Here is a 21,470-nt window from a genome sequence, read left to right on the forward strand (position 1 = left end):
GGGGGGGGGGGGGGGGGGGGGGGGGGGGGGGGGGGGGGGGGGGGGGGGGGGGGGGGGGGGGGGGGGGGGGGGCGGGGGGGGGCACACCGGGTGGGGCGGTCCGTGGCGGTTCGTTGGAAGAGAGAAGAGCCTTTGACTCTCTTCCAACGAACCGCCACGGACCTGTACTGGTCGTTCTGGAAAGTTGGGTGGAGCGGGAGGGGGCGGGGCCCGGCTCGGGGCGGGGCAATTCGGATCAGGGCGGCGGCTCGGCCCAGGGCCGGGCGGCACGGCTCTGGCGGGGCGACTCCGGGCCGGGTGGGGCGGCTCGGCCGTTGGGCGGGCGACTCTGCCCAGGGAAGCAGCTCGGCCCTGGGCCGGGCCGAACGGCTCGGCTCTGGGCGGGGCTTGGCGACTCTGGGCCGGGCCGGGCAACTCGGCCCTGGGCAGGGTGACTCGGCCCAGAGATGCAGCTCGGCCCAGGGTAGCCCGGGTTGGGGACCGGGGCGAGGCGAGCGGGCAGCCCTGGGCAAGGCTGTGCGGTGCGAGGTCGGGCGAGGCAGCCCGAGGCAGGCTGGGGTGGGGTTGCCCGAGGCGAGGCGAGGCACCTTGAGACGAGGCCGGGTGGGGCAGCCCGAGGCGAGGCGAAGCGGGGCACCCCGAGGCGGGGTGGGGTGGGGCGCTATGGGTGTGGGGCGGGGCGACGGGGAGGGGCACCCCGGGTGGGGTGCCCCTCGCGTACGTCTGTACGTCGGCCGGCGGTTACGACAGGCGGATCACGCCGTAGTCGTAGGCGCGCCGTCGGTAGACGACGCTGGGGAAGCCGGTTTCCTTGTCGGTGAACAGGTAGAAGTCGTGGCCCACGAGTTCCATCTGGGACAGAGCGTCATCGATGGTGACGGGCTCGGCCGAGTGCGTCTTCTCGCGCACGACCTGGCCGGGCAGGTGTTCCTCGTGCTCGTAGCCGTCGGACTCCTGCGACTTCGCGAAGTCGGGCTTGTCGAACATGGTCTCGATCTGCTTCGCGGTCAGCGCGGCGGTCGCCTGGGCCACCGAGATCGGGGTGCTGTGTCCTCGGTGGACGCGACGCCGGTCGGCTGAACGCCGCAACCTGGCGTCGAGCTTGGTCACCGCGAGGTCGAGTGCGGTGTAGAAGTCCTTACCGCAGGCCTCGGAGCGGATGACGGGCCCTCGTGATGCGATCGTGATCTCCACGCGCTGACTGCTCTCACGCTGCCGCCGATTGGGCTCGTGGAGCAATTCAACAGTGGCCTGGATGAGTTTGTGGTCGTACTTCTCGATCTTCGCCAGCTTGTCGGCCACATGAACTCGGTAGTGTTCCGGAACTTCGACGTTACGTCCTTTGACGACAATTTCCACGGCAGACCTCCCCCACTTTCACGATCTGGGGTAACCTGGACGTTTGCCCAGGTGGGAGCCGGCTCGACGCACTCCCCCCGGAGCGTCAGCCGGTGTTGCGGAACCCGGTGACCTCCTCTCGGTGAAGAGTGCTCTGGCCCTCGACGCTAACGCGTGTTCAGCCGTTCGTCACCCCCTGTTTGAGTTAACTACCGACAAGTGTTGGCGTTTCGGCCTGCGACACGCGATTGTCGAGAGAACCTCTGCGTCGGGTCGCCGCGATCACCACCGCTCCACGTACCGGTATATCTACAGACCGTAGCTGATTCGCGGCCGCCGCGAGGGTGGACCCGGTGGTGAGAATGTCGTCGACCAACACCACCGCCAGGCCCGCCCTCAGCGGCCCCGAACACCCCGCCCTGACCCGGAAGGCGCCCTGGGCCGCGACGGCGCGCTCGGCGGCGCTCAGGCCCGCCGAATCGGGTTTGGGCAGCGCGACCAGCGCGCGGAGGAGCGTCGCCCGCCGGCCGCCCCGGCGGAGGGCACCGACCGCGCGGCGGGCCAGGCGCTCCATGTGGTCGCCGCGCCGGGCCCGGACGGCCGTCGCCGTGGTGGGCACGGGCACCAGGACGGCAGGCCCGTTGGCCAACAGGTGCGACACCCCAGCGGCGAGCCGGTCGCCGAGCGGGGCGGCGAGGTCGCGCCGGCCGCGCTCCTTGTAGGCGAGCAGGACGTCGTGCAGGGGACCGTCGTAGGGGCCGAAGGCGAGGCACGGGGGCAGGCCGGGCGGGGCCGGGGTGGGTGCGGTGGGTAGGGGCGGGCCGGCGAGTTCGGCCCGGCAGGCGGGGCAGAGCGGGCCCTGGCCGCCGCAGGGGCAGTCGGCGGGGAGGACGAGGTCGATGAGGTCACGCAGCACCCGCCGAGCGTCCCCGGTCAGCGCGGTACGGCGGGCGGGCCTGTGGATAACTCCCCCGCCTGTGGATAACCACCGGCAGCCCAACCCGCCGGGCGGCTGCGGTGATTCCCGGGAGCGACGCGCGGTCCGGTCGCGCACGACGGCACCGGCGGTGGGCGCCGTAGAGGTGAACGCGTCGGCTCGCCCGGTCGCACGCACGAGGGCGCAACGCTCCGACCACCTCGCTCAGGCCGGGCCCGGTTGCCGCCCCGGCGGCTCCGCACGCATCCCACAGGCCCAGCCGGGCCAGCCGGGGACACCATCCAGGTCCGGCCGGGCCAGCCGGGTGCTAGTCCTCGTAGTAGAGGGGGGACGTGCCGGTGATGGCGGGGACGCCGGGATGGCGTACCAGATGGATCCTGCCCTCGATCTCGACCAGGGGTTCCATCACGAGCGTCGCGCCGCGCGGGGGCCCGACATAGGCCGCCACGGGCCCGGTGCGGGTGGTCTGCGCCGGGAACTGGGGCTCGACGATCGCCCCGTCGAACGTGACCTGGGACAGCGCCGAGTTCGCGCCGCCGGCGGTGACCGGCTGGCCGATCCCGGAGACCAGGAAGCCGACCTCGGACGACCAGGACACCGACGTGACCCCGGTGAGCTGCGAGGCGACCTGCCAGGCCCGGATCTGCGTCGCGTCGGTGAAGATGCCCGCGTAGGCCCGGCCGCCGCGGACGAACGCCACCCGCTTGCCGCCCGGGGCGACGGACAGGCTGGTGACGTCGCCCTCGCCGGGTACCCCGCTGATGGTGACCTGGTCCGGTTCGGGTCTGGGGTCGGCCTGGTCGACGGTGTAGACGCGCGGGCCGGCGCCGATCAGCACCTTCGGCCCGCCGGGCGTCTTGTACATCGCGGGCGGGCTGGTGAACGCCTGGCCCGCGATCCGGATCGGCTGGTTGTAGCGCGTGTCGTCGGACTGGTTGGCCCGGCCGACCCACAGCGCGTCGTCGTTGGCCACGTACGCGGCGGTGGCGTTGAGCCCGGCCGCCCACCGTACGTTGGTCCGGCCCCGGAGCAGCGCGGGCACCTGTTCCTCGGGCCGGTCGGGGATCTTCACGGTGCGGACCATGCCGCCTTCGACCATCAGGGGGCGGGGCGTGCGGCCGATCGCCGGGTTCCAGGCGTCGTAGAAGTACGCGTCGCGGTCGTGCGGTCTGATCTTGGTCCGGCCGTTGATCCGGATCTCCAGGTACTTGGCCTGCAGGGTCACCGCGATCTGCGCGACCATCGCCTCCAGCCGCTCGGTGACGTCGGCGCGCGCGGACAGGTCCACGATGATCGTGGAGCTGGCGTTGTCCTCGACGGGCAGGCCGACGAGTTCGGTGTTGGTGGGTACGGCCGAGTTGACCGCCCCGGCGACGTACGAGGACGGGCCGGCGAGGAGCCAGCCCATCAGGAGCTGGTTGCGGGCGGACGCGGAGACGGAGACGCTGCGGGGGACGTAGCGCAGGTCGGGTACCAGGCTGCGCTCCTCGCCGTTCGGCGGGTAGTACACCGGGCGCTGGTCGTAGTCGTTCTGCAACGCCTCGATGCTGAGCATCATGCCCTGCGGCGGGTTGTCGATCAGCCAGCCCTTGCCGGCGCCCGCGCTGATCAGGTTGTACGTGTACGAGTAGCCGGTCCGGGCCTGGCTCTGGTCCAGCCAGCCGTTGTTGAGCACCCCGAGCACGTCGCCGGTGACCTGGACCCGGGCGTCGTACGGCCCGGCGCCGACGCCGATCACCTGGGTCGGCGGGTGCACCCTGCCCCGGACGACGAGCAGGCCCCCGGAGCCCGCCTGCCAGGTGTTCTGCGCCTGCTGGGACAGGAACGCCCTGACCTGCTCCTTCATCCGCTCGGGCGTGCCGTTGGCCGCGCGGAGGTAGCCGGAGACGGTCTGGTCGGCGGTCTGCAGGCCCTCGGGCACGGCGACCTTGTACGGCTGCCGGGTGTCGACCCCGGTGTTGGTGCGCTCCGTGCCGTACGAGACGGCCGGGCCCGAGTCCGGCACCCCGCAGCCGGACAGCAGGCACGCGGCGGCCACGGTGACGGCCAGCAACCTACGACGCATGGCGCACTCCCCGGGAGGGTTCGTCGGGCGGGATCGGCCCGAGCCGCGGTTCGGCGTCCTCGGGGACGAGGGGCAGCGGGGAGGACAGCAGCCGGTCGCCGGCCCGCAGCGGCACGGTGAGCCGGAACTGCGCGCCCAGCTGCGGCGCGCCCCAGGCCTCCAGCCAGCCGCCGTGCAGCCGGGCGTCCTCCAGGCTGATGGACAGGCCCAGGCCGGTGCCGCCGGTCTGCCGGGCGCGGGACGGGTCGGCCCGCCAGAACCGGTTGAACACGAGTTTGTCCTCGCCGGTGTTGAGCCCGATGCCGTGGTCGCGGACCGTGACGGCCGCCGCGCCGTCGCCGTCGGCGAGGGTCACGACGACCGGCCGGGCCTCGCCGTGCTCGACGGCGTTGCCGACGAGGTTGCGCAGGACGCGTTCGATCCGGCGCGGGTCGACCTCGGCGATGACGGGCTCGTCGGGGACGACGGTGCGCAGTTCGACGTCGGCGCGGTCGGCCAGCGGGCGCAGGCGCTCCACGACCCGGTTCACGATGGGGACCAGGTCGACGGCCTCGGTGTCGAGGACCGCGAACCCGGCGTCGTACCGGCTGATCTCCAGCAGGTCGGTGAGCAGGTCCTCGAAGCGGTCCAGTTCGGCCTGGAGGAGTTCGGCGCTGCGGGCGGCGAGCGGGTCGAAGTCCTCGCGGTTCGCGAAGAGCATGTCGGCGGCCATCCGCACCGTGGTCAGCGGCGTGCGCAGCTCGTGGGACACGTCGGAGGTGAACCGGCGTTGCAGCCGCGACATCTCCTCCAGCCGGTTGATCTGGCGCTGGAGGTTGGCGGCCATCTGGTTGAAGCTGGTGGCGAGCGCCGCAAGGTCGTCCTCGCCGCGCACTTCCATCCGCTGGTCCAGCAGCCCGGCGGACAGCCGCTGGGCGGTGCGCGCGGCGATCCGGACCGGGCCGACCACGAGGTGGGTGATCAGGGCGGACAGCAGCGCGAGGAGCAGCACGAGGGCCAGCCCCGCGACGAAGACCGTGGTCCGCACCGAGGCGGCGGAGTCCACCTGTTCGTCGAGGGGGTAGAGGTAGAACAGCGAGTACTCGCCCATCACCGAGTAGATCTTGGTACCCACCACGATGAACGGCCGCTCGCCCCGCCCGTCGGGGTCGGCCCGCACGTACTGGTAGGCGCTCTTCTTCGAATCCCGGACCGTCCGGCGCAGGTCGTCGGGCACCGCGTTCTCCGCCGCCTTCGTGTCCTCGATCTGCGGGGACTGCGGCTTGACGGCCTTGAGGAAGTTCTTGTCGGTCGGCTCCAGGAGCACGTAGTACGCGGTGGGATCGGCCGGGACGAGCAGGGCCGTCGCGTACCGCAGGAAGCCGTTGAGCCCCGGGTCGGTCGCGTCGCTGCGGTCCCGGAACTGCGGCTCCAGGTACGCCCGGCCCTGTTCGAGCTGCTTCTGCGCCTCGGTGAGCCGGGAGCCGACCTGCGCGGCGGTGATCTGCGAGGCGAGCAGCCAGCTGAAGGTCACGACGAGCAGCGTCGAGGACACCAGGGTCACGGAGACGACGCGGAAGTGCAGGGAGCGCCGCCAGGCCCGGATGAGCTGGGCGGCGCCCCTGTCGTACAGGACTGTCAGGACGCGCATGTCATGCGACGCCGGCCTTGTACCCCACACCGCGGACGGTCAGGATGATCTCCGGCCGCTCCGGGTCGCGCTCGATCTTGGCGCGGAGCCGCTGGACGTGCACGTTGACGAGCCGGGTGTCGGCGGCGTGCCGGTAGCCCCAGACCTGCTCGAGCAGGACCTCGCGGGTGAACACCTGGCGCGGCTTGCGCGCGAGGGCCACCAGCAGGTCGAACTCCAGCGGGGTGAGCTTGACCTCCTCGCCCTCCCGGATGACGGTGTGCGCGGGCACGTCGATGATCACCTGGGATCCGACCGGTCCGACGGTGAGCACCTCGGGCGTGTTGTCCCCGCCCTGCCGCAGCCGGGCCCGGACCCGGGCGACCAGTTCCTTGGGTTTGAACGGCTTCACCACGTAGTCGTCCGCGCCCGACTCCAGGCCCAGGACGATGTCCACGGTGTCGCTCTTCGCGGTCAGCATGACGATCGGCACGCCGGACTCGGCGCGGATCAGCCGGCACACGTCGATGCCGCTCATGCCGGGCAGCATCAGGTCGAGGAGCACGATGTCGGGGCGCGCCTCCCGGAATGCCGGTAGGGCACGTTCGCCGTCGGCGACGAAGGAGGGCGCGAAACCCTCACTCCTCAGCACGATGCCCAACATTTCGGCCAGTGCCGGGTCGTCGTCGACCACCAGTACGCGAGCTCTCATGGGTTACATATTTCCATCTACTCGGGGCGGCCAAGGGTACCCGGGCAAGGATCAGTGATCACCTTGAGATCATCAATCCCGCAAACGGGCATCTTCCAGGTACTGGGGCCGGCCGGCCACCATTCCGACAGCGCCCTGGAGGACCACGATACCGAGAAGGAAGACCAGCGGGAGCAACCAGCTGTGCGTCGATGTGTACAGCGCGCCGACCAGCATGGGGCCGGCGGCCGCCATAAGGTACCCGGCGCTCTGGGCGAACGCCGACAGCGCCACGGTGCCCTCGGGGGTCCGGCTGCGCAGTCCGATCATCGCCAGGGTCAGCGGGAACGCGCTCTGCCCGACCGCCAGGAGCACGGTCCACAGCAGCGCGCCGGCGTGCGGGGCGAAGATCAGTCCGAGGTAGCCGAGGGCGGTGGCGGTCACGAGCACGAGCACGACCGGGCGCTGGTCGGGCCGGCGCGCGGCGAGCGCGGGCATGAACAACGCGAGCGGCACGCCGATCGCCATCAGCCCGGCGACCAGCAGACCGGCGGTCTGGGCCGAGAAGCCGGCGTCCCGGTAGAGCTGGGGCAGCCAGCCCATCACGACGTAGGCGCTGAGCGACTGGGCGCCGAAGAACACGGCGAGCGCCCAACCGATCCTCGTGCGGGCCGGCTTCACCGGGGACGCGGCGACCGTGGTGGCCAGGCCGGCCCGGTCGTGCCGGCGGAGGAGCAGCCAGGGCAGGACGGCGACGGCGGCGACGGCGGCCCAGACCGCGAGCCCCCAGTGCCAGCCGCCGAGCGCGTTGGCCATCGGCACGGTGGTGGCCGCGGCGATGGCGGTGCCGAGGGTCAGGGTCATGGTGTAGACGCCGGTGACCAGGCCGACCTTGTTCGGGAAGTGCCGCTTGACCAGGCCCGGGAGCAGGACGTTGGCCGAGGCGATCCCGGCCAGGGCCAGCGCGCTGGTGCCGAAGAAGACCCAGGCGGAGTCGGTGAGCGCCCGGGCGAGCAGGCCCAGGGAGAGCAGGGCGACGGCCGAGGACAGGATCCGGTGCGGCCCGAACCGGCGGGCCAGCCGGGGCGTGATCGACCCGAAGGCCGCGAAGGACAGCACCGGGAGGGTGGTGATCAGGCCGGCCATGGTGCCCGAGAGGTGCAGCCCGGCGCGCACCTCGTCGAGCAGCGCTCCCAGACTGGTCACCGCCGGGCGAAGATTGAGGGCGACGAGCACGATCCCGAGGAGTACCAGCCCGGTGCCCTCGATCGCGAAGCGTCGGTTGCTGGGCTCTACGGTTACCGTGGTCATACGGCTAATCGTAGAATCATGGGATGACTTGGGATAGGGAGTGTGTGTGATGCCACTGGAGACGACGGCACGATCTCCGCTGGTCGGCCAGGTCATCAACCAGCTCCGTGAGCAGATCACCAAGGGGGAATGGCCCGTCGGCGCGCGGATCCCGCCCGAACCGGAGCTCGCCGCCCAGCTCGGAGTGGGCCGCAACACACTCCGCGAGGCCGTCAAGGCGCTCTCGCACGCCGGGCTCCTCGACTGCCGGCAGGGCTCCGGGACCTACGTCCGGGCGGCCAGCGAGCTGTCCTCGGCCGTCGCGCGCCGGATCGCCGACGCCGAGTTCCGCGACGTGCTCGAGGTGCGCCGGGCCTTCGAGGTGGAGGCGGCGCGGTTGGCGGCGCGGCGGCGTACCCCCGAGGATCTCGAAGCTCTGGATCTGGCTCTGGCCCGGCGCGAGGAGATCTGGGCGACCGGCGACGCCACCGCGTTCGTCGAGGCCGACTCCGCGCTGCACGAGATCGTCGTCGCCACCGCGCACAACAAGGTGCTCGCCGACCTCTACGCCGACTTCGGCACCGCCCTGCGCGCCAGCCTGCACCGGGTGATCGGCGAAGAACTCACACCGGAGGGGTACGTGGACCACGGCCGGCTCGTCGAGGCCATCCGCGCCGGGGACGAGGAGGCGGCCGCGTTCGAGGCGCAGTGCTTCCTCAAGGAGAACTGAGGCCGCAGACCTCCCCTCGTCCACCTCGGGAGAGCCGGAGCGCCCGCCCGGACGGGGGACGGCGCGATTCGCGTGCCCGTGCCAAGATGAGGGCCGCTCAATTCTGGTGAACGGGGGTAGCCGTGGGGTCCGTCGCGCTGCCCGACCGGCCCCTCGCCGTCGGTGAGCTCCTCGACGCCGCCGCCGACCTCCTCCGCAACCGGGCGAAGCCCCTGCTCGCCCTCGGCCTGCTCCTCGCCCTCGTCGAACAGTGCGCCCTCGCCCCGCTGTGGGCCGCCCGCCAGCCGTTCTGGGACGCGCCGCTGAGCTACCTGCCCTGGCTGGCCTGCGGACTCGGCTTCGAGAGCCTCGCGATCGGCCTGCTCACGGTGTACGCGGGCCGGGCCGCCCGCACCGCGCTCGGCGGCACTCCGGGCAGGCTCGTCGGCCCCGTGCTCACCGCCGTGGCGGTCGCGCTCGTCGCCCTGGTCGGCGCCTTCCTGCTCGGCGCGCCGTGGTTCGTGGTCTACGCCCTGTTCGGCCTCGCGGTGCCCGTAGCCGCCGTCGACAACGCCGCCGCCTCGATCGGCCGGTCGTTCCGGCTGGTCACGGCGGGCAGCCTGCGCGCGGGCATGATCCGGCTCCTCGGCTACGGCGCGTGGCTCGGCATCCGGATCGTGGTCGCCGCGGCCACCCAGACGGTGCTCGACCGGCTGTTCGATGTCTCCGACCCGATCGTCACCGCCGGGATCTGGGTGCTCGTCAACGGGATCGCGTACCCCGCGCTGGCCTGCCTCGACGTCGTCCTGCACCTGGAGAACCGGATCCGGGTCGAGGGCCTCGACATCGAACTCGGCCGGGCCCGGGCGACGGGGCGGTCCGTGGACGACGTGCTGACCCCGACCCCGGCCGGCCCCGGCCGCCTCCCGCCGCCCCCCGCGAACCCGGCCTACGGTCCGCCGCCGGCCTCCTACCGCCCGCCCACCCGCATGCCGTCGGACGCGGACTACCCGGACCAGTCGCACACCCCGCTCGGACGAAAGCGGTGAGCGCGCTCGCCCGGTGGTGGACCGCGCTGGTCGCGGACATCGCCGACTGGTTCCCCGGCGGCGTCGCCGGCCTGTGCGCGGCCCTGATCCTCGGCTCGCTGGTCCTGATCGCGGCCCTGCGCTGGTGGCGGCAGTGGCTGGCCACCGCCCGGCGGATCGGCGCGGCGGTCGTGCGCGGGTTCCGGCGGCTCGCCCGGTGGCGGCCCCGGCCGCGCTGGCCCTGGAGACGGCGGCCCAAGCCCGCGAAGGTCGCGAAGGTCCCCACCATCGAGGACGTCGCCCAGGGCCCCGACGACGCGCTGCCCGAACTCCCCGTCGAGGTACTGCTGTCCCTCGCCGACCAGTACGCCGCCGCCGGGCGGTACGGGGAGGCCGTGCGCGAGCGGCTCCGGGGCATGATCCGCCGGCTCGCCGACCGGGGCGTGATCAGCCCCCAGCCCGGCTCCACCGTGACCGAACTCGCCACCGCCGCCGGCGCCGCGCTGCCCACGGCCGACGCGCCGCTGCGGGAGGCGACCCGGATCTTCTCCGACATCTGGTACGGCGACCGGGCCGCCACCGCCGAGATGGACGCCCGGATGCGCACCCTCGGGGAGAAGCTGTGAAGGCCCGACTGAGGACGTTCGCCCCGCTGATCGTCGCCGTCCTCCTCGTCGTGGCCACTCTCGTGTTCCACGCCGTCGACACGCCCTCCACCAGCGACGACGCGTTCCTGTCCCCCCAGGGCGCCGACCGGTTCTCCGGATCCGAACTCCAACGGCGGCTCACCGCCGACGGCCGGCGGGTCGTCCGGCACGCCACCGCGCAGGCCGCCCTCACCGACGCCATGGCCGGGGACGCGACGCTGTTCGTGCCCGCGCCCGAGTACCTCGAACCCGACTTCTACCGGCTGATGGCGTTCCTGCCGTCCAGTACCCGGGTCGTGTTCGTCCAGCCCGGCCAGGGCGTTCTCGACGCTGTCGCCGCCGAGACCGTCGAGGGCACGCCCCGGCTCGTCGGCGAACGCTGGGCCACCGAGGTCGTCGGGCCCGGGGGCTGCGACCTCGGCGGGGCCGGCCGGGCGGCGGTCGGGCGCAGCCGGTACGTGCTCGACGGGGCCCGGAGCTGCTACGACGGCCACGTCCTCATCGCCGGCAACCTCGGCGGCGACCTCGTCATCGTCGGGGCGCCCGACCCGTTCACCGACGAGCGGATCGGCGAGTACGACAACGCGCGGCTCGCCGTGGGGCTGCTCAGCCGGTACCCGAAAATCGTCTGGCTCGACCTGCACAGCCTCGCCGAGCCGTCCCGCAGCCCGGACCCCACGCTCCCCCCGGAACCGCCCCGGCCCCAGCTCTGCGGCACCCCGGGCGTGCCCGGCGTCGTGTGCGTGACCCTGCCGCCCGGCTCGCCCGGCCCCACGGAGCGGTGCAGCGTCCCGCCGACCCGCACCGGGACCCCGCAGCCCACCTACACCTGCTACATCGTCGGCCCCGACACCCGGGGCGGCGGGGGCGGCGGCGGGGGCGGCAAGTCGAGCCCCCGGCCCGAGAGCACGCCGCAACCCGAGGCCGAGGAGCCGCCCAACCCGCTGTGGGCCGCGTTCCCGCCCTGGTTCTGGGCCGCCCTCGTCGGGCTCGCCGTCGCCGGGCTGCTGCTCGTCCTCGCCCGGGCCCGCCGGCTCGGCCCGCCCGTCGCCGAACGGCTGCCCGTCGTCGTGCGCAGCACCGAGACCATCACCGGGCGGGGCCGGCTCTACGCCCGCGCCCACGCCCGGGGACCCGCCCTAGACGCGGTCCGCGCCCAGGCCCGGCTGCGCCTCGTGCCCGCCCTCGGCCTGCCCGCCGGGGCCCGGTCCGGCGAGATCGTCGACGCCGTGGCCGCGCGCACCGGACTGGCCGGCGACGCCGTGCACGACCTGCTCTACGGGGCGGTCCCCGAATCCGACGCCGAACTGACCACCCTGGCCGACGCCATCGACCAGCTCGTGGAAGACACCACCAGGGAGACACGCAGTGACTGACCACCAGCAGGCCACCGTGGCTCCGGAGGGCCCCTCGGCCCCCGGTGCCCGCGAGGCGCTCGCCAACCTCCAGGCCGAGGTCGGCAAGGTCGTCCTCGGCCAGGACGCCGTCGTCACCGGGCTGCTCATCGCCCTGCTCTGCCGGGGCCACGTGCTGCTCGAAGGCGTCCCCGGCGTCGCCAAGACGCTCATGGTGCGCACCCTGGCGGCCGCGATGGCCATCGACACCAAGCGGGTGCAGTTCACCCCCGACCTGATGCCCGGCGACGTCACCGGCTCGCTGATCTACGACGCGCACAGCTCGAAGTTCGAGTTCCGCGAGGGACCCGTCTTCACCAACCTGATGCTCGCCGACGAGATCAACCGGACCCCGCCGAAGACCCAGTCCTCGCTGCTGGAGGCCATGGAGGAGCGCCAGGTCTCCGTCGACGGGGTCGCACGGCCGCTGCCGGACCCGTTCGTGGTCTGCGCGACCCAGAACCCCATCGAGTACGAGGGCACCTACCCCCTCCCCGAGGCCCAGCTCGACCGGTTCCTGCTCAAGCTCAACGTGTCCCTGCCCGGGCGCGAGGCCGAACTCGCCGTGCTCCGGGCCCACCACCTGGGCTTCGACCCGCGCGACCTGTCCTCGGTGAAGCCCGTGGCCACCGTCGCGGACCTCGACGCCGCCCGGGCCGCCGTCCGCGCCGTCCAGGTCAGCGACGGGGTGCTCGGCTACATCCTCGACCTGTGCCGGGCCACCCGGCAGTCCCCGTCGCTGGAACTGGGCGCCTCGCCCCGGGGCGGCACGGCCCTGCTCAACACGTCCAAGGCGTGGGCCTGGCTGTCCGGCCGCGACTACGTGACCCCCGACGACGTCAAGGCGCTCGCCCGGCCGACCCTGCGGCACCGGATCCGGGTCCGCCCCGAGGTCGAGCTCGAGGGCGTCACCCCGGACGGCGTGCTCGACGCGGTACTGGCCACGGTCCCCACCCCGCGATGATCACCTGGCGCCCGGCGGCTCTGCTGGCGCTGGCCACCCTGTCCCTGCCGCTGTGGCCCGCGCCGTGGCTCGGCCTCGCCGTCTACACCGGTCTCGTCCTCGCCGCGGCCGGCCTCGACCTGCTCGGCGCGGTCCGGCTGTCCCGGGTCGCGCTCGACCGCGACGGCGTCCGGCAGCTGCGGCTCGGCGAGTCCGGCGCGGTGGGCCTGACCGTCACCAACAACGGCGTCGCCGACCTGCGCGCCGAACTCCGCGACGCGTGGCCGCCGTCCGCCGGGGCCACCCCCGACCGGCCGTACGAGTTCGTGCTGCCGCCCGGCGAGAGCTGCCGGATCGAACTCGACCTGCGGCCCACCCGGCGCGGGGACCGGTCCGCCGCCCGGGTGACCCTGCGGTCCTACGGGCCGCTCCGGTTCGCCTACCTCCAGTCCCGCACCCTCGCCGCCCCGTGGACCGTGCGGGTGCTCCCGCCGTTCACGTCCCGCCGCCACCTGCCCGAACGGCTGTCCCGGCTGCGGGTGTTCGACGGCAACGTGGTCACCCGGGGCCGGGGCCAGGGCACCGAGTTCGACGCCCTCCGCGAGTACGTGGTCGGCGACGACGTCCGCTCCATCGACTGGCGGGCCACCGCGCGGCGCGAGTCCGTGGTCGTCCGGACCTGGCGGCCCGAGCGCGACCGCCGGGTGCTGTGCGTCCTGGACACCGGCCGCACCTCCGCCGCCCGGATCGGCGACGCGCCCCGCCTCGACGCCGCCCTCGACGCGTGCCTGCTGCTCGCCGCGCTCGCCGTCCGGGCCGACGACCGGGTCGACCTGCTCGCCGTCGACACCGCCGTGCGGGCCGCCGTCGAGGGCGCCAACAAGGCCACCCTGCTGCCGAAGATGGTGCAGGCCATGGCCCCGCTCGAACCGGCCCTGGTCGAGACGGACTTCGGGCTGGTCGTGGCCGAGATCCTCCGCCGGGAACGCAAGCGCGCCCTGGTCGTGCTGTTCACCGCGTTGGAACCGGGCGCGCTCGGCGAGGGCCTGATGCCCGTACTGTCCCGGCTCACCGCCCGGCACACCGTCGTCCTGGCCGCCGTGCACGATCCCGTCGTGGACGAGATGGCCGCCGGGCGCGGGTCGGCCGAGGCGCTGTACGCGGCGGCGGCCGCCGAGCGGACCCTCGCGGAGCGGCGGCGGGTCGTGGCGGTGCTGCGCAAGCACGGGGTGCACGTGGTGGACGCGCCGGCGGACCGGTACGCGCCGGCCGTGGCGGATCTGTATCTGACGTTGAAGGCCCAGGGCAGGCTGTAGGCCGGACGACGTACCCGGAGTGCGGGGTCAGGCCCCGGGCGCGCTCGGCCGCACCAGCGCAGTCCGCACCGCCGGCAGCGGAGCCGACGCCCGCCGACCCCACGCCGCCGACTGCCGCGCCAGATCCGGCCACACCTGCGCCGAAGCCGCCCGCGCCGCCACCAGCCGCCCCGCCGCCCGCCGGTTCCGCTCCGCCAGCACCGCCGCCAGGTACGCCCACCCGGGGGTGTTCGGCGGCGGGGGCGGCGTCGTGCAGGCCGTCACCTCGGCGGCCAGCGCGAACCCGAGCCGCTGGCGCGCGTCGATCCGCAGGCTCCGGTTCCGGGCCAGGTAGTGCCGCACGGCCAGCGCGAGGTCGTCGGGCAGGCCGGACAGGTCGAGGTTGCGGGCCCAGCCGGAGAGGGCGGGCGGCATCGGCGGCACCCAGCCCCACTGCGCCGGGGCCCGGTCGTGGATGACGAACGTGCCGGCCGCCAGGTCCCCGATCCGCTTGCCCTGCGGGTGCACGAGCATCACCCACAGGCCGGCCGGCAGGGCGATCCCGGGCCACTCGACCGCGACGCCCACCAGGGTGCGGGTGAGCGCGTGCCGGAACGTGATCGGGCCGCCGTCGTCGCGGACCACCCGGAGGCCGAGGGCGAGCTTGCCCACGGAACGGCCCCGGGTCAGCAGGGTGACGGTGACCGGCAGGACGACGAAGACCAGCACGAAGCCGAGGATGTAGGCCCCGGCGGCGGCCGCCTCTCCGGCGGACAGGGCCGGGATCGCGACGATGGCGAGGAAGCCCGCGAACACCGCCTGGACGAGTACGTCGAGCATGAGCGCGAGGGCACGCGAACCAATCCGAGCAATCCGGACATCCAGCTCCACGGCCTCGCCGCTGACGAGGCGAGGGGCATTCTCCGGCACGGGGTGCACGCTACCCTGTCGCGGTGGATCTCGATGCCTACGTGGCCGAACACCGTGGTCAGTGGCAGCGGCTGGAGTACCTGACCCGGCGGCGGAAGCTGTCCGCCGAGGAGGCCGACGAGCTGATCGCGCTGTACCAGCGGGCCACGACCCACCTCTCCGTCGTCCGCAGCCGCACCCCCGACCCGGTGCTGCTCGCCCGGCTGTCCCAGCTGGTCCTGGCCGCCCGGGCCGCGATCACCGGCTCGCACCGGTTCCGCTGGTCGGAGGTGGGCCGGTTCTTCACGGTGTCCTTCCCGGTGACCGTCTACCGGGCCCGCGCCTGGTGGATCACCGTGGGCCTGGCGTTCACCGGGGTGTGGCTGCTCCTGATGGCCTACGTCGCCGGGCACCCGGAGACCCAGCGGGCACTGATGTCCGAGGGGCAGATCAGCAGCCTGGTCGACCACGACTTCGAGAACTACTACTCCGAGCACCCCGCCCAGGACTTCGCGTTCCAGGTGTGGACGAACAACGCGTGGGTGGCCGCCCTGTGCCTGGCCTCGGGCGTACTCGTCGTCCCGGTCTTCTACATGCTCTGGACGAACCTGCTCAACCTGGCCGTCTCCGGCGGGGTGATGATCAGCCACGACCGGGGCGAACTCTTCTTCGGCCTGCTCGCCCCGCACGGCCTGCTGGAGCTGACCGCCGTGTTCGTGGCCGCCGGGGTGGGCCTGCGGATCGGCTGGTCGTGGATCGCGCCCGGCCCGGGGCTGACCCGGTCCCGGTCGTTGGCGGAGACCACCCGGGCCGCGATGACCGTCGCCGTCGGCCTGGTCGTGGTGCTGCTGGTCAGCGCCGGGGTGGAGGCGTTCGTGACCCCGTCGGGGCTGCCGACCGTCGCCCGGATCCTGATCGGCGCGGGAGTCTGGGGCGGTTTCCTGGTGTACGTGTTCGCGCTCGGTTCGCGCGCGGCGGCCCGGGGCGAGACGGGGGACATCGTGCGGGAGTCGCGCGAGGAGTACGCGCCGACGGTCTGAGCCCGGGCCCCGCGCCAGCTCCCCGGCCCGGACACGCCGGAGCCGGGACCACCCGGGCCCCGGCTCCGCACACCACAGGTCACGCGAACAGCGCGGAACCCCAGTAGTCGTTCTCGTCGCGCACCCCGGGCGGGCACGCGAACAAGGCGCTCGACGTGTGCTTGATGTACTCGTTCAGCGTGTCCTTCTGCGCCAGCAACCGCTGCACCGGCACGAACTGCTTGTGCGCGTCCCGCTGGTACGCGATGAAGAACAGCCCCGCGTTGAGCCGGCCGAGCCCGTCGGACCCGTCCACGAAGTTGTACCCGCGCCGCAGCAGCTGCGCCCCGCCGTGACTGTCGGGGTGCGCGAGCCGGACGTGCGCGTCCTCGGCCATGTCCTTGGCGGCCAGGTCCGGCTCGTCGAACTCGGCCCGCTTGCCGAGCGGCGCCCCGTTGCCCTTGTGCCGGCCGATGATCTGTTCCTGCTCGTCGAGCGAGGTGCGGTCCCAGGTCTCGATGTGCATCCGGATCCTGCGGGTGACCACGTAGCTGCCGCCGGTCATCCATGCCGTACCGTCGCCGGGCTGCACCCACAGCTGTTCGGCGAGGACCTTGCCGTCCTCGGCCTTGAGGTTGCGGGTGCCGTCCTTGAAGCCCATCAGGTTGCGGGGCGTGGCCTGCGTGGTGCTGGTGGACGACGTGCGGCCGAAGCCGAGCTGCGACCAGCGGATGGTGACCTTGCCGAACCCGATCCGGGCCAGGTTGCGGATGGCGTGCACCGCGACCTGCGGGTCGTACGAGCAGGCCTGCACGCAGATGTCCCCGCCGGAGATGGCGGCTTCGAGCGCGTCGCCCGGCAGCCGCGGGATGTCCGCGAGCGCGGCCGGTCGCCGGTCGGCCAGCCCGAACCGGTCGACCCCGTCGGAGGTCCGGAACAGCGTGCCGCCGAACCCGATGGTCAGGGTGAGCCCGGCCGGGGGCAGCCCGAGGGCCTCGCCGGTGTCGTCCGGCGGAGCCTCGCCGGGCCCGCCGGTCGCCCCGTACTGGCCGGCGTCGCGCCCGGCGGTCATCCGCCGGGCGGCCTTCGTCCAGTCCTTCATGAGCTCGATCAGGTCGGAGCGCTTCTTGGTGATCACGTCGAAGGACGCGAAGTGCAGCCGGTCCTGGGCCGGGGTGACGATCCCGGCCTGGTGCTCGCCGTGGAACGCCACCGGGTCCGACGTGGAGGCCGCGGCTACCGACGGCGAGTCGGAGGCCATGTCACCGGCCACCGCGCCGATCGCCACGCCGGCGATCCCGAGGCTGGCCGCGCCGAGTACCGTGCGCCGTTTGGTCATCGCAGGCCTCCCGTACTACTTCTTCACGACCACGGCGGCGACCTTGCTGATCGGCTCCGCGAGCGCGTTGATCGCGTCGGAGAGCGTCTTCAGGTCGTCCTTGGACAGCTTGTCGTGGAACTTCCAGCCATCGCCGTCGCGGTGCTTGTTCAGCGCGGCCTCGGCGGCGGCGAACTGCTCGTCCAGCGTCTTGACCAGGGCTGCGTCCTTCTTCTCGAGCACCGGGCGCAGCGCCGCGATGGCGGCCTTGGAGCCCTCGAGGTTGGCCGCGAAGTCCCACAGGTCGGTGTGCGAGTAGCGGTCCTCCTCACCCGTGATTTTGCCAGTCGCGACCTCGTCGAGGAGCTCCTTCGCGCCGTTGGCGAGCTGGACCGGGGACAGCACCTCGCTGTTGGCCTTCTCCACGATCAGCTTCACGTCGGCGAGCAGCTTGTCGGCGACCGGGCCGGACTTGGAGATGTCCTTGGTGTCCCAGAGGTCCTTTTCGAGCTTGTGGAAGCCGGTCCACTCCTGGCCGGGCTCCAGCGCGTCCTCGCGGCCGTCGATCGCCGGGTCGAGGTCGCCGAAGATCTCCGCGACGGGCTCGATCCGCTCCCAGTAGGTCCGGGCGATCGGGAACAGCGCCTTGGCCTTCTCCGCGTCGCCGGCCTTGACCGCGTCGACGAACTCGCCGGTCTTGGTGATCAGCGCGCCGGTCTGGCTCTGGATGTACTTCTGGTAGCTCGCGGTCGCGGCGGCCAGCGCGGCGTCGTCGGTCAGCGGCTTGTTCTCGCCGGTCACCTTGAGCGTGCTGCGCACCCCGGAGCCGATCATGCCGGGCTTGCACGCCGCCTCGTAGCTGCCGGCGGCCAGCTCGACGATCAGTTCGCGCTTCAGGCCGGGCGCGATGTTCTCGACCTCGCCGATCACCCGGTCGCCCGTGGCGTACACGTAGAACTCGGTGACCTTGCTGCCGCTGTTCTGGATGGCGAAGGTGTGGGTACCGGAGGCGAGTTCGGTCTTCGCGACCTTGCACTCCTTGTCCGTGGCGGTGACCGCGATCGGGCCGCCGGCCTTGGCGTCCTTCTTGTCGTCCGACGAGCAGCCGGCGAGACCGGCCCCGACGACGAGGCTGGCCGCGGCCAGTGCGGTGATCCGGTTGACGCGCGTCACAGACGTGCTCCTTCGTTCTTGGTGGACGGGGCCGCGACGGGGGCGGGCCAGAGAAAAACAGTCAACACGGGTACGAGGTACGCGAGCCACGCGACCGTCTCCACGACCGTCGGCTGCGGGGTGAAGTTGACCAGCCCGGAGAGCAGGGCCGCGTACCAGGCGGTCGGGTCGTACCAGCCGGTGATGTCGAAGGCGTAGGTGTTCAGCCCGCCGAGGACCCCGGCCTCCTGGAAGTCGTGGAAGCCGTACTTGAAGATGCCGGCCGCGACGAAGATGAGCGCGAGCCCGGTCCAGAAGAAGAACCGGGTCAGGTTGATCCGCAGCGCCGCCCGGTACAGCAGCGCGCCGAGCACCACCGACGTCGCGACCCCGGCGGCGATGCCGATCAGCGGCCCGGCCTGCTCGCCGGCCCCGCGCGCGGCGGCGATGAAGAACAGCGCGGTCTCCAGGCCCTCCCGGACGACCGCGAGGAACGCCATCGCGACGACGGCGAACGTACCCATCTTCAGGGCCTCGTCGAGTTTGCCGGTGAGCTCGCCCTTGAGGCTGCGCGCGGTCCGGCGCATCCAGAAGATCATCCAGGTGACGAAGCCGACGGCGACGACGGAGGTGACCGCCTCGTACAGTTCGCGCTTCGAGCCGAGCGCCGTCCCCGTGTACTCCAGGAGCGCGCCCGCGCCGACCGACAGCAGCAGGGCCGCGACCACCCCGGCCCACACGTGCGGCAGCCGGTCGGAGCGCTTCGCCTTCACCAGGTACGCGATGAGGATGCTGACCACGAGCGTGCCTTCCAGCCCCTCGCGGAGGCCGATCAGGAAGCTGGGCAGGATCGCGTTCACGCGGCGGACTCCACGGTGGGCTAGGCAGTCCTTACTAAGGGCAGGCACACCTTAACGCCCAGCGTGAGGGCAGGCAAAGAGAGCCGCGCCGATGTGGCGCGGCTCTCTCGGGTATTTACCGTCTTCTTATTCGGCGCCCGATTTCGGCACCCGAATGCCTAGTAGCGGTAGTGGTCCGCCTTGTACGGGCCCTCGACCGGCACGCCCAGGTACTCGGCCTGGTCCTTGCGCAGCTCGGTCAGCTTGACGCCGAGCGCGCCGAGGTGCAGCCGGGCGATCTTCTCGTCCAGCGCCTTCGACAGGGTGTAGACGCCGATCGGGTACTGGTCGAGCTTCGTGAACAGCTCGATCTGCGCCATCGTCTGGCCGCTGAACGAGTTGGACATGACGAAGCTCGGGTGCCCGGTGGCGTTGCCCAGGTTGAGCAGCCGGCCCTCGGAGAGCACGATGATCGACTTGCCGTCGGGGAAGGTCCAGGTGTGCACCTGGGGCTTGACCTCCTCCTTGACGATGCCCGGGATCTTGGCCAGGCCGGCCATGTCGATCTCGTTGTCGAAGTGGCCGATGTTGCCGACGATCGCCTGGTGCTTCATCTGCGACATGTGCTCGGCGGTGATGACGTCGTAGCAGCCGGTCGTGGTGATGAAGATGTCGGCGGTCGCGACGACGTCCTCCAGGGTGGTGACCTGGTAGCCGTCCATCGCCGCCTGCAGCGCGCAGATCGGGTCGACCTCGGTCACGATGACCCGGGCGCCCTGGCCGCGCAGCGACTCCGCGGAGCCCTTGCCGACGTCGCCGTAGCCGGCCACGACCGCGACCTTGCCGCCGATCAGCACGTCGGTGGCGCGGTTGATGCCGTCGATCAGCGAATGCCGGCAGCCGTACTTGTTGTCGAACTTCGACTTGGTGACCGCGTCGTTGACGTTGATCGCCGGGAAGAGCAGCTCGCCGTTCCGCTGCATCTCGTACAGGCGGTGCACGCCGGTCGTGGTCTCCTCGGTGACGCCCTTGATGCCGGCGGCGATCTTCGTCCACCGGTCCGGGCTCTCGGCGAGCGAGCGGCGCAGGGTGTCGAGGATGACCGTGTACTCCTCGGAGTCGGCGTCCGTGGTCGCCGGCACGGCGCCGGCCAGCTCGAACTCGCGACCCTTGTGCACGAGGAGGGTGGCGTCGCCGCCGTCGTCCAGGATCATGTTCGGGCCCTGGCCGTCAGCGAAGTTGAAGAGCTGCTCCGTGCACCACCAGTACTCCTCCAGGGTCTCGCCCTTCCAGGCGAAGACCGGGACGCCGGCGGGGGCGTCGACCGTGCCGTTCGGGCCGACGACGATCGCCGCGGCCGCGTGGTCCTGGGTCGAGAAGATGTTGCAGCTGACCCAGCGGACGTCCGCGCCGAGGGCGGTCAGGGTCTCGATCAGCACCGCGGTCTGGATCGTCATGTGCAGCGACCCGGCGATCCGGGCGCCGGCGAGCGGCTGGGTGGCGGCGAATTCCTCGCGGATCGCCATCAGGCCCGGCATCTCGTGCTCGGCGAGCTGGATTTCCTTGCGGCCGAAGGCTGCGAGCTTCAGATCGGCGACCTTGTAGTCCCCGGAGGCGAGCGTCATGGATTCCCTTTCATCGCGCGGCTACGCATCAGCCATCAACACTAGCGGTAGCTGTTGTGGAGGGGATCCCCGGGAAACGGGATAGGGCGGTCCGGGGCGTTGGCCACGTCACGCAACGCGCGGTCGGCGACGCTGCGCAGATATGCCCCACGATCGCCCAGTCCGGCGAAGACGTCGAGTTCGTCACATCCGGCCCAGGTGAAGTAGTCGCGGACCGGCCAGTCCGACTTCGGCTGGCGGAGGGCGCCGGCGACCTCCACCGCGTACTCCGTCTCGACGAGCTCGCCCGCCGGGGTACGCCACGTGGTGAAGCCCGCGCAGGACACGACCCGGCGGATCTGCCAGCCGGTCTCCTCGGCGACGAGCCGGGCGATGGCGCCGACCATGGACTCGCCGGGGTGCGGGAAGCCCGTGATCACGTCCAGAGCGCCGGGGAACGCGGGGTGGTCGCCGAGTCTGCGCTGTAGGAACGCTCTCCCTGCGGAGATCGCCACGACGCCGACGAGCAGAGGCCGGGTGGTGCCCTGCCTCAGGTCGGGCAGGGGGACACCGGGCTCGATCCAGAAGCCATCACGCACTGGTAGACCGTAGCTCGCTGAGGGGCGTTTCCGCCTTCGCACACCCGTGCGCCCTGTCATCTGCGTCACTGATCGGGCGCACAA

At 72.4% G+C, this 21,470-nt stretch carries 19 protein-coding genes; 7 read left to right on the top strand and 12 right to left on the bottom strand.

All coding sequences use genetic code 11. From position 1 onward, the window contains the following. Positions 1-741 precede the first annotated feature (741 nt). The 6 genes from hpf to PT931_RS22555 all read right to left on the bottom strand — a co-directional run bounded on the left by hpf (position 742) and on the right by PT931_RS22555 (position 7,951). Complete coding sequence (hpf, locus tag PT931_RS22530; RefSeq protein WP_363731140.1) at positions 742-1,359, bottom strand: ribosome hibernation-promoting factor, HPF/YfiA family; 618 nt, start codon at positions 1,357-1,359, stop codon at positions 742-744. 184 nt (positions 1,360-1,543) lie between these two features. Then, the gene (locus PT931_RS22535; protein ID WP_456247752.1) at positions 1,544-2,254 is read right to left on the bottom strand and encodes a ComF family protein; all 711 of its coding nucleotides are present in this window, start codon (positions 2,252-2,254) and stop codon (positions 1,544-1,546) included. Positions 2,255-2,582: 328 nt separating this feature from the next. After that, entirely contained in the window at positions 2,583-4,340 is a 1,758-nt protein-coding gene (locus PT931_RS22540) for a hypothetical protein (protein ID WP_456247753.1), read from the bottom strand. Beyond that, positions 4,330-5,970: an MtrAB system histidine kinase MtrB gene (gene mtrB / locus PT931_RS22545; RefSeq protein ID WP_456247754.1), complete on the bottom strand. Its 1,641-nt coding sequence runs from the start codon at positions 5,968-5,970 to the stop codon at positions 4,330-4,332. The genes PT931_RS22540 and mtrB overlap by 11 nt, the downstream gene beginning before the upstream one ends. 1 nt (position 5,971) lies before the next feature. Further along, positions 5,972-6,661: an MtrAB system response regulator MtrA gene (mtrA, locus tag PT931_RS22550; RefSeq protein WP_197006945.1), complete on the bottom strand. Its 690-nt coding sequence runs from the start codon at positions 6,659-6,661 to the stop codon at positions 5,972-5,974. 72 nt (positions 6,662-6,733) lie between these two features. Then, positions 6,734-7,951, bottom strand: a complete 1,218-nt coding sequence (locus PT931_RS22555) for a CynX/NimT family MFS transporter (protein ID WP_456247755.1) — start codon at positions 7,949-7,951, stop codon at positions 6,734-6,736. Positions 7,952-8,000: 49 nt separating this feature from the next. On the opposite strand from PT931_RS22555, the gene PT931_RS22560 reads away from it, so the two are divergent. The 6 genes from PT931_RS22560 to PT931_RS22585 all read left to right on the top strand — a co-directional run bounded on the left by PT931_RS22560 (position 8,001) and on the right by PT931_RS22585 (position 13,967). Continuing rightward, on the top strand, positions 8,001-8,660 hold the full coding sequence (locus tag PT931_RS22560; RefSeq protein WP_456248186.1) for a FadR/GntR family transcriptional regulator: 660 nt from the start codon (positions 8,001-8,003) through the stop codon (positions 8,658-8,660). Between the two features lie 122 nt (positions 8,661-8,782). After that, positions 8,783-9,688 carry a hypothetical protein gene (locus PT931_RS22565; protein WP_456247756.1) on the top strand — a complete coding sequence of 302 codons (906 nt, stop codon included), beginning with the start codon at positions 8,783-8,785 and terminating at the stop codon, positions 9,686-9,688. Beyond that, positions 9,685-10,293, top strand: a complete 609-nt coding sequence (locus PT931_RS22570; RefSeq protein ID WP_456247757.1) for a DUF4129 domain-containing protein — start codon at positions 9,685-9,687, stop codon at positions 10,291-10,293. The genes PT931_RS22565 and PT931_RS22570 overlap by 4 nt, the downstream gene beginning before the upstream one ends. After that, the gene (locus PT931_RS22575) at positions 10,290-11,690 is read left to right on the top strand and encodes a DUF4350 domain-containing protein (RefSeq protein WP_456247758.1); all 1,401 of its coding nucleotides are present in this window, start codon (positions 10,290-10,292) and stop codon (positions 11,688-11,690) included. Before PT931_RS22570 ends, PT931_RS22575 begins: the two co-directional genes overlap by 4 nt. Beyond that, the gene (locus PT931_RS22580; protein WP_456247759.1) at positions 11,683-12,672 is read left to right on the top strand and encodes an AAA family ATPase; all 990 of its coding nucleotides are present in this window, start codon (positions 11,683-11,685) and stop codon (positions 12,670-12,672) included. Before PT931_RS22575 ends, PT931_RS22580 begins: the two co-directional genes overlap by 8 nt. After that, positions 12,669-13,967 carry a DUF58 domain-containing protein gene (locus PT931_RS22585; RefSeq protein ID WP_456247760.1) on the top strand — a complete coding sequence of 433 codons (1,299 nt, stop codon included), beginning with the start codon at positions 12,669-12,671 and terminating at the stop codon, positions 13,965-13,967. Before PT931_RS22580 ends, PT931_RS22585 begins: the two co-directional genes overlap by 4 nt. Positions 13,968-13,994: 27 nt before the next feature. On the opposite strand, the gene PT931_RS22590 is transcribed toward PT931_RS22585, so the two are convergent. Next, positions 13,995-14,885, bottom strand: a complete 891-nt coding sequence (locus PT931_RS22590; RefSeq protein ID WP_456247761.1) for an RDD family protein — start codon at positions 14,883-14,885, stop codon at positions 13,995-13,997. A 14-nt stretch (positions 14,886-14,899) separates the two neighbouring features. Between PT931_RS22590 and PT931_RS22595 the strand changes: the two genes are divergently transcribed. Further along, positions 14,900-15,895 (top strand): stage II sporulation protein M, encoded by a 996-nt coding sequence (locus PT931_RS22595; protein WP_456247762.1) that lies wholly within the window; start codon positions 14,900-14,902, stop codon positions 15,893-15,895. A gap of 79 nt (positions 15,896-15,974) precedes the next feature. On the opposite strand, the gene efeB is transcribed toward PT931_RS22595, so the two are convergent. The 5 genes from efeB to PT931_RS22620 form a co-directional block, all read right to left on the bottom strand. Beyond that, a complete protein-coding gene (gene efeB, locus PT931_RS22600; RefSeq protein ID WP_456247763.1) occupies positions 15,975-17,213 on the bottom strand; it encodes an iron uptake transporter deferrochelatase/peroxidase subunit in 1,239 nt (412 codons plus the stop codon). Positions 17,214-17,228: 15 nt separating this feature from the next. Further along, positions 17,229-18,365, bottom strand: coding sequence for an iron uptake system protein EfeO (efeO, locus tag PT931_RS22605; RefSeq protein WP_456247764.1), 1,137 nt, complete (start codon positions 18,363-18,365; stop codon positions 17,229-17,231). Continuing rightward, a complete protein-coding gene (efeU, locus tag PT931_RS22610; protein ID WP_456247765.1) occupies positions 18,362-19,204 on the bottom strand; it encodes an iron uptake transporter permease EfeU in 843 nt (280 codons plus the stop codon). Before efeU ends, efeO begins: the two co-directional genes overlap by 4 nt. A gap of 158 nt (positions 19,205-19,362) precedes the next feature. Further along, positions 19,363-20,808, bottom strand: coding sequence for an adenosylhomocysteinase (ahcY, locus tag PT931_RS22615; RefSeq protein WP_456247766.1), 1,446 nt, complete (start codon positions 20,806-20,808; stop codon positions 19,363-19,365). A 41-nt stretch (positions 20,809-20,849) separates the two neighbouring features. Beyond that, on the bottom strand, positions 20,850-21,386 hold the full coding sequence (locus tag PT931_RS22620; RefSeq protein WP_412541727.1) for an NUDIX domain-containing protein: 537 nt from the start codon (positions 21,384-21,386) through the stop codon (positions 20,850-20,852). Between the last annotated feature and the right edge of the window lie 84 nt (positions 21,387-21,470).

Source organism: Longispora urticae (assembly GCF_053902585.1).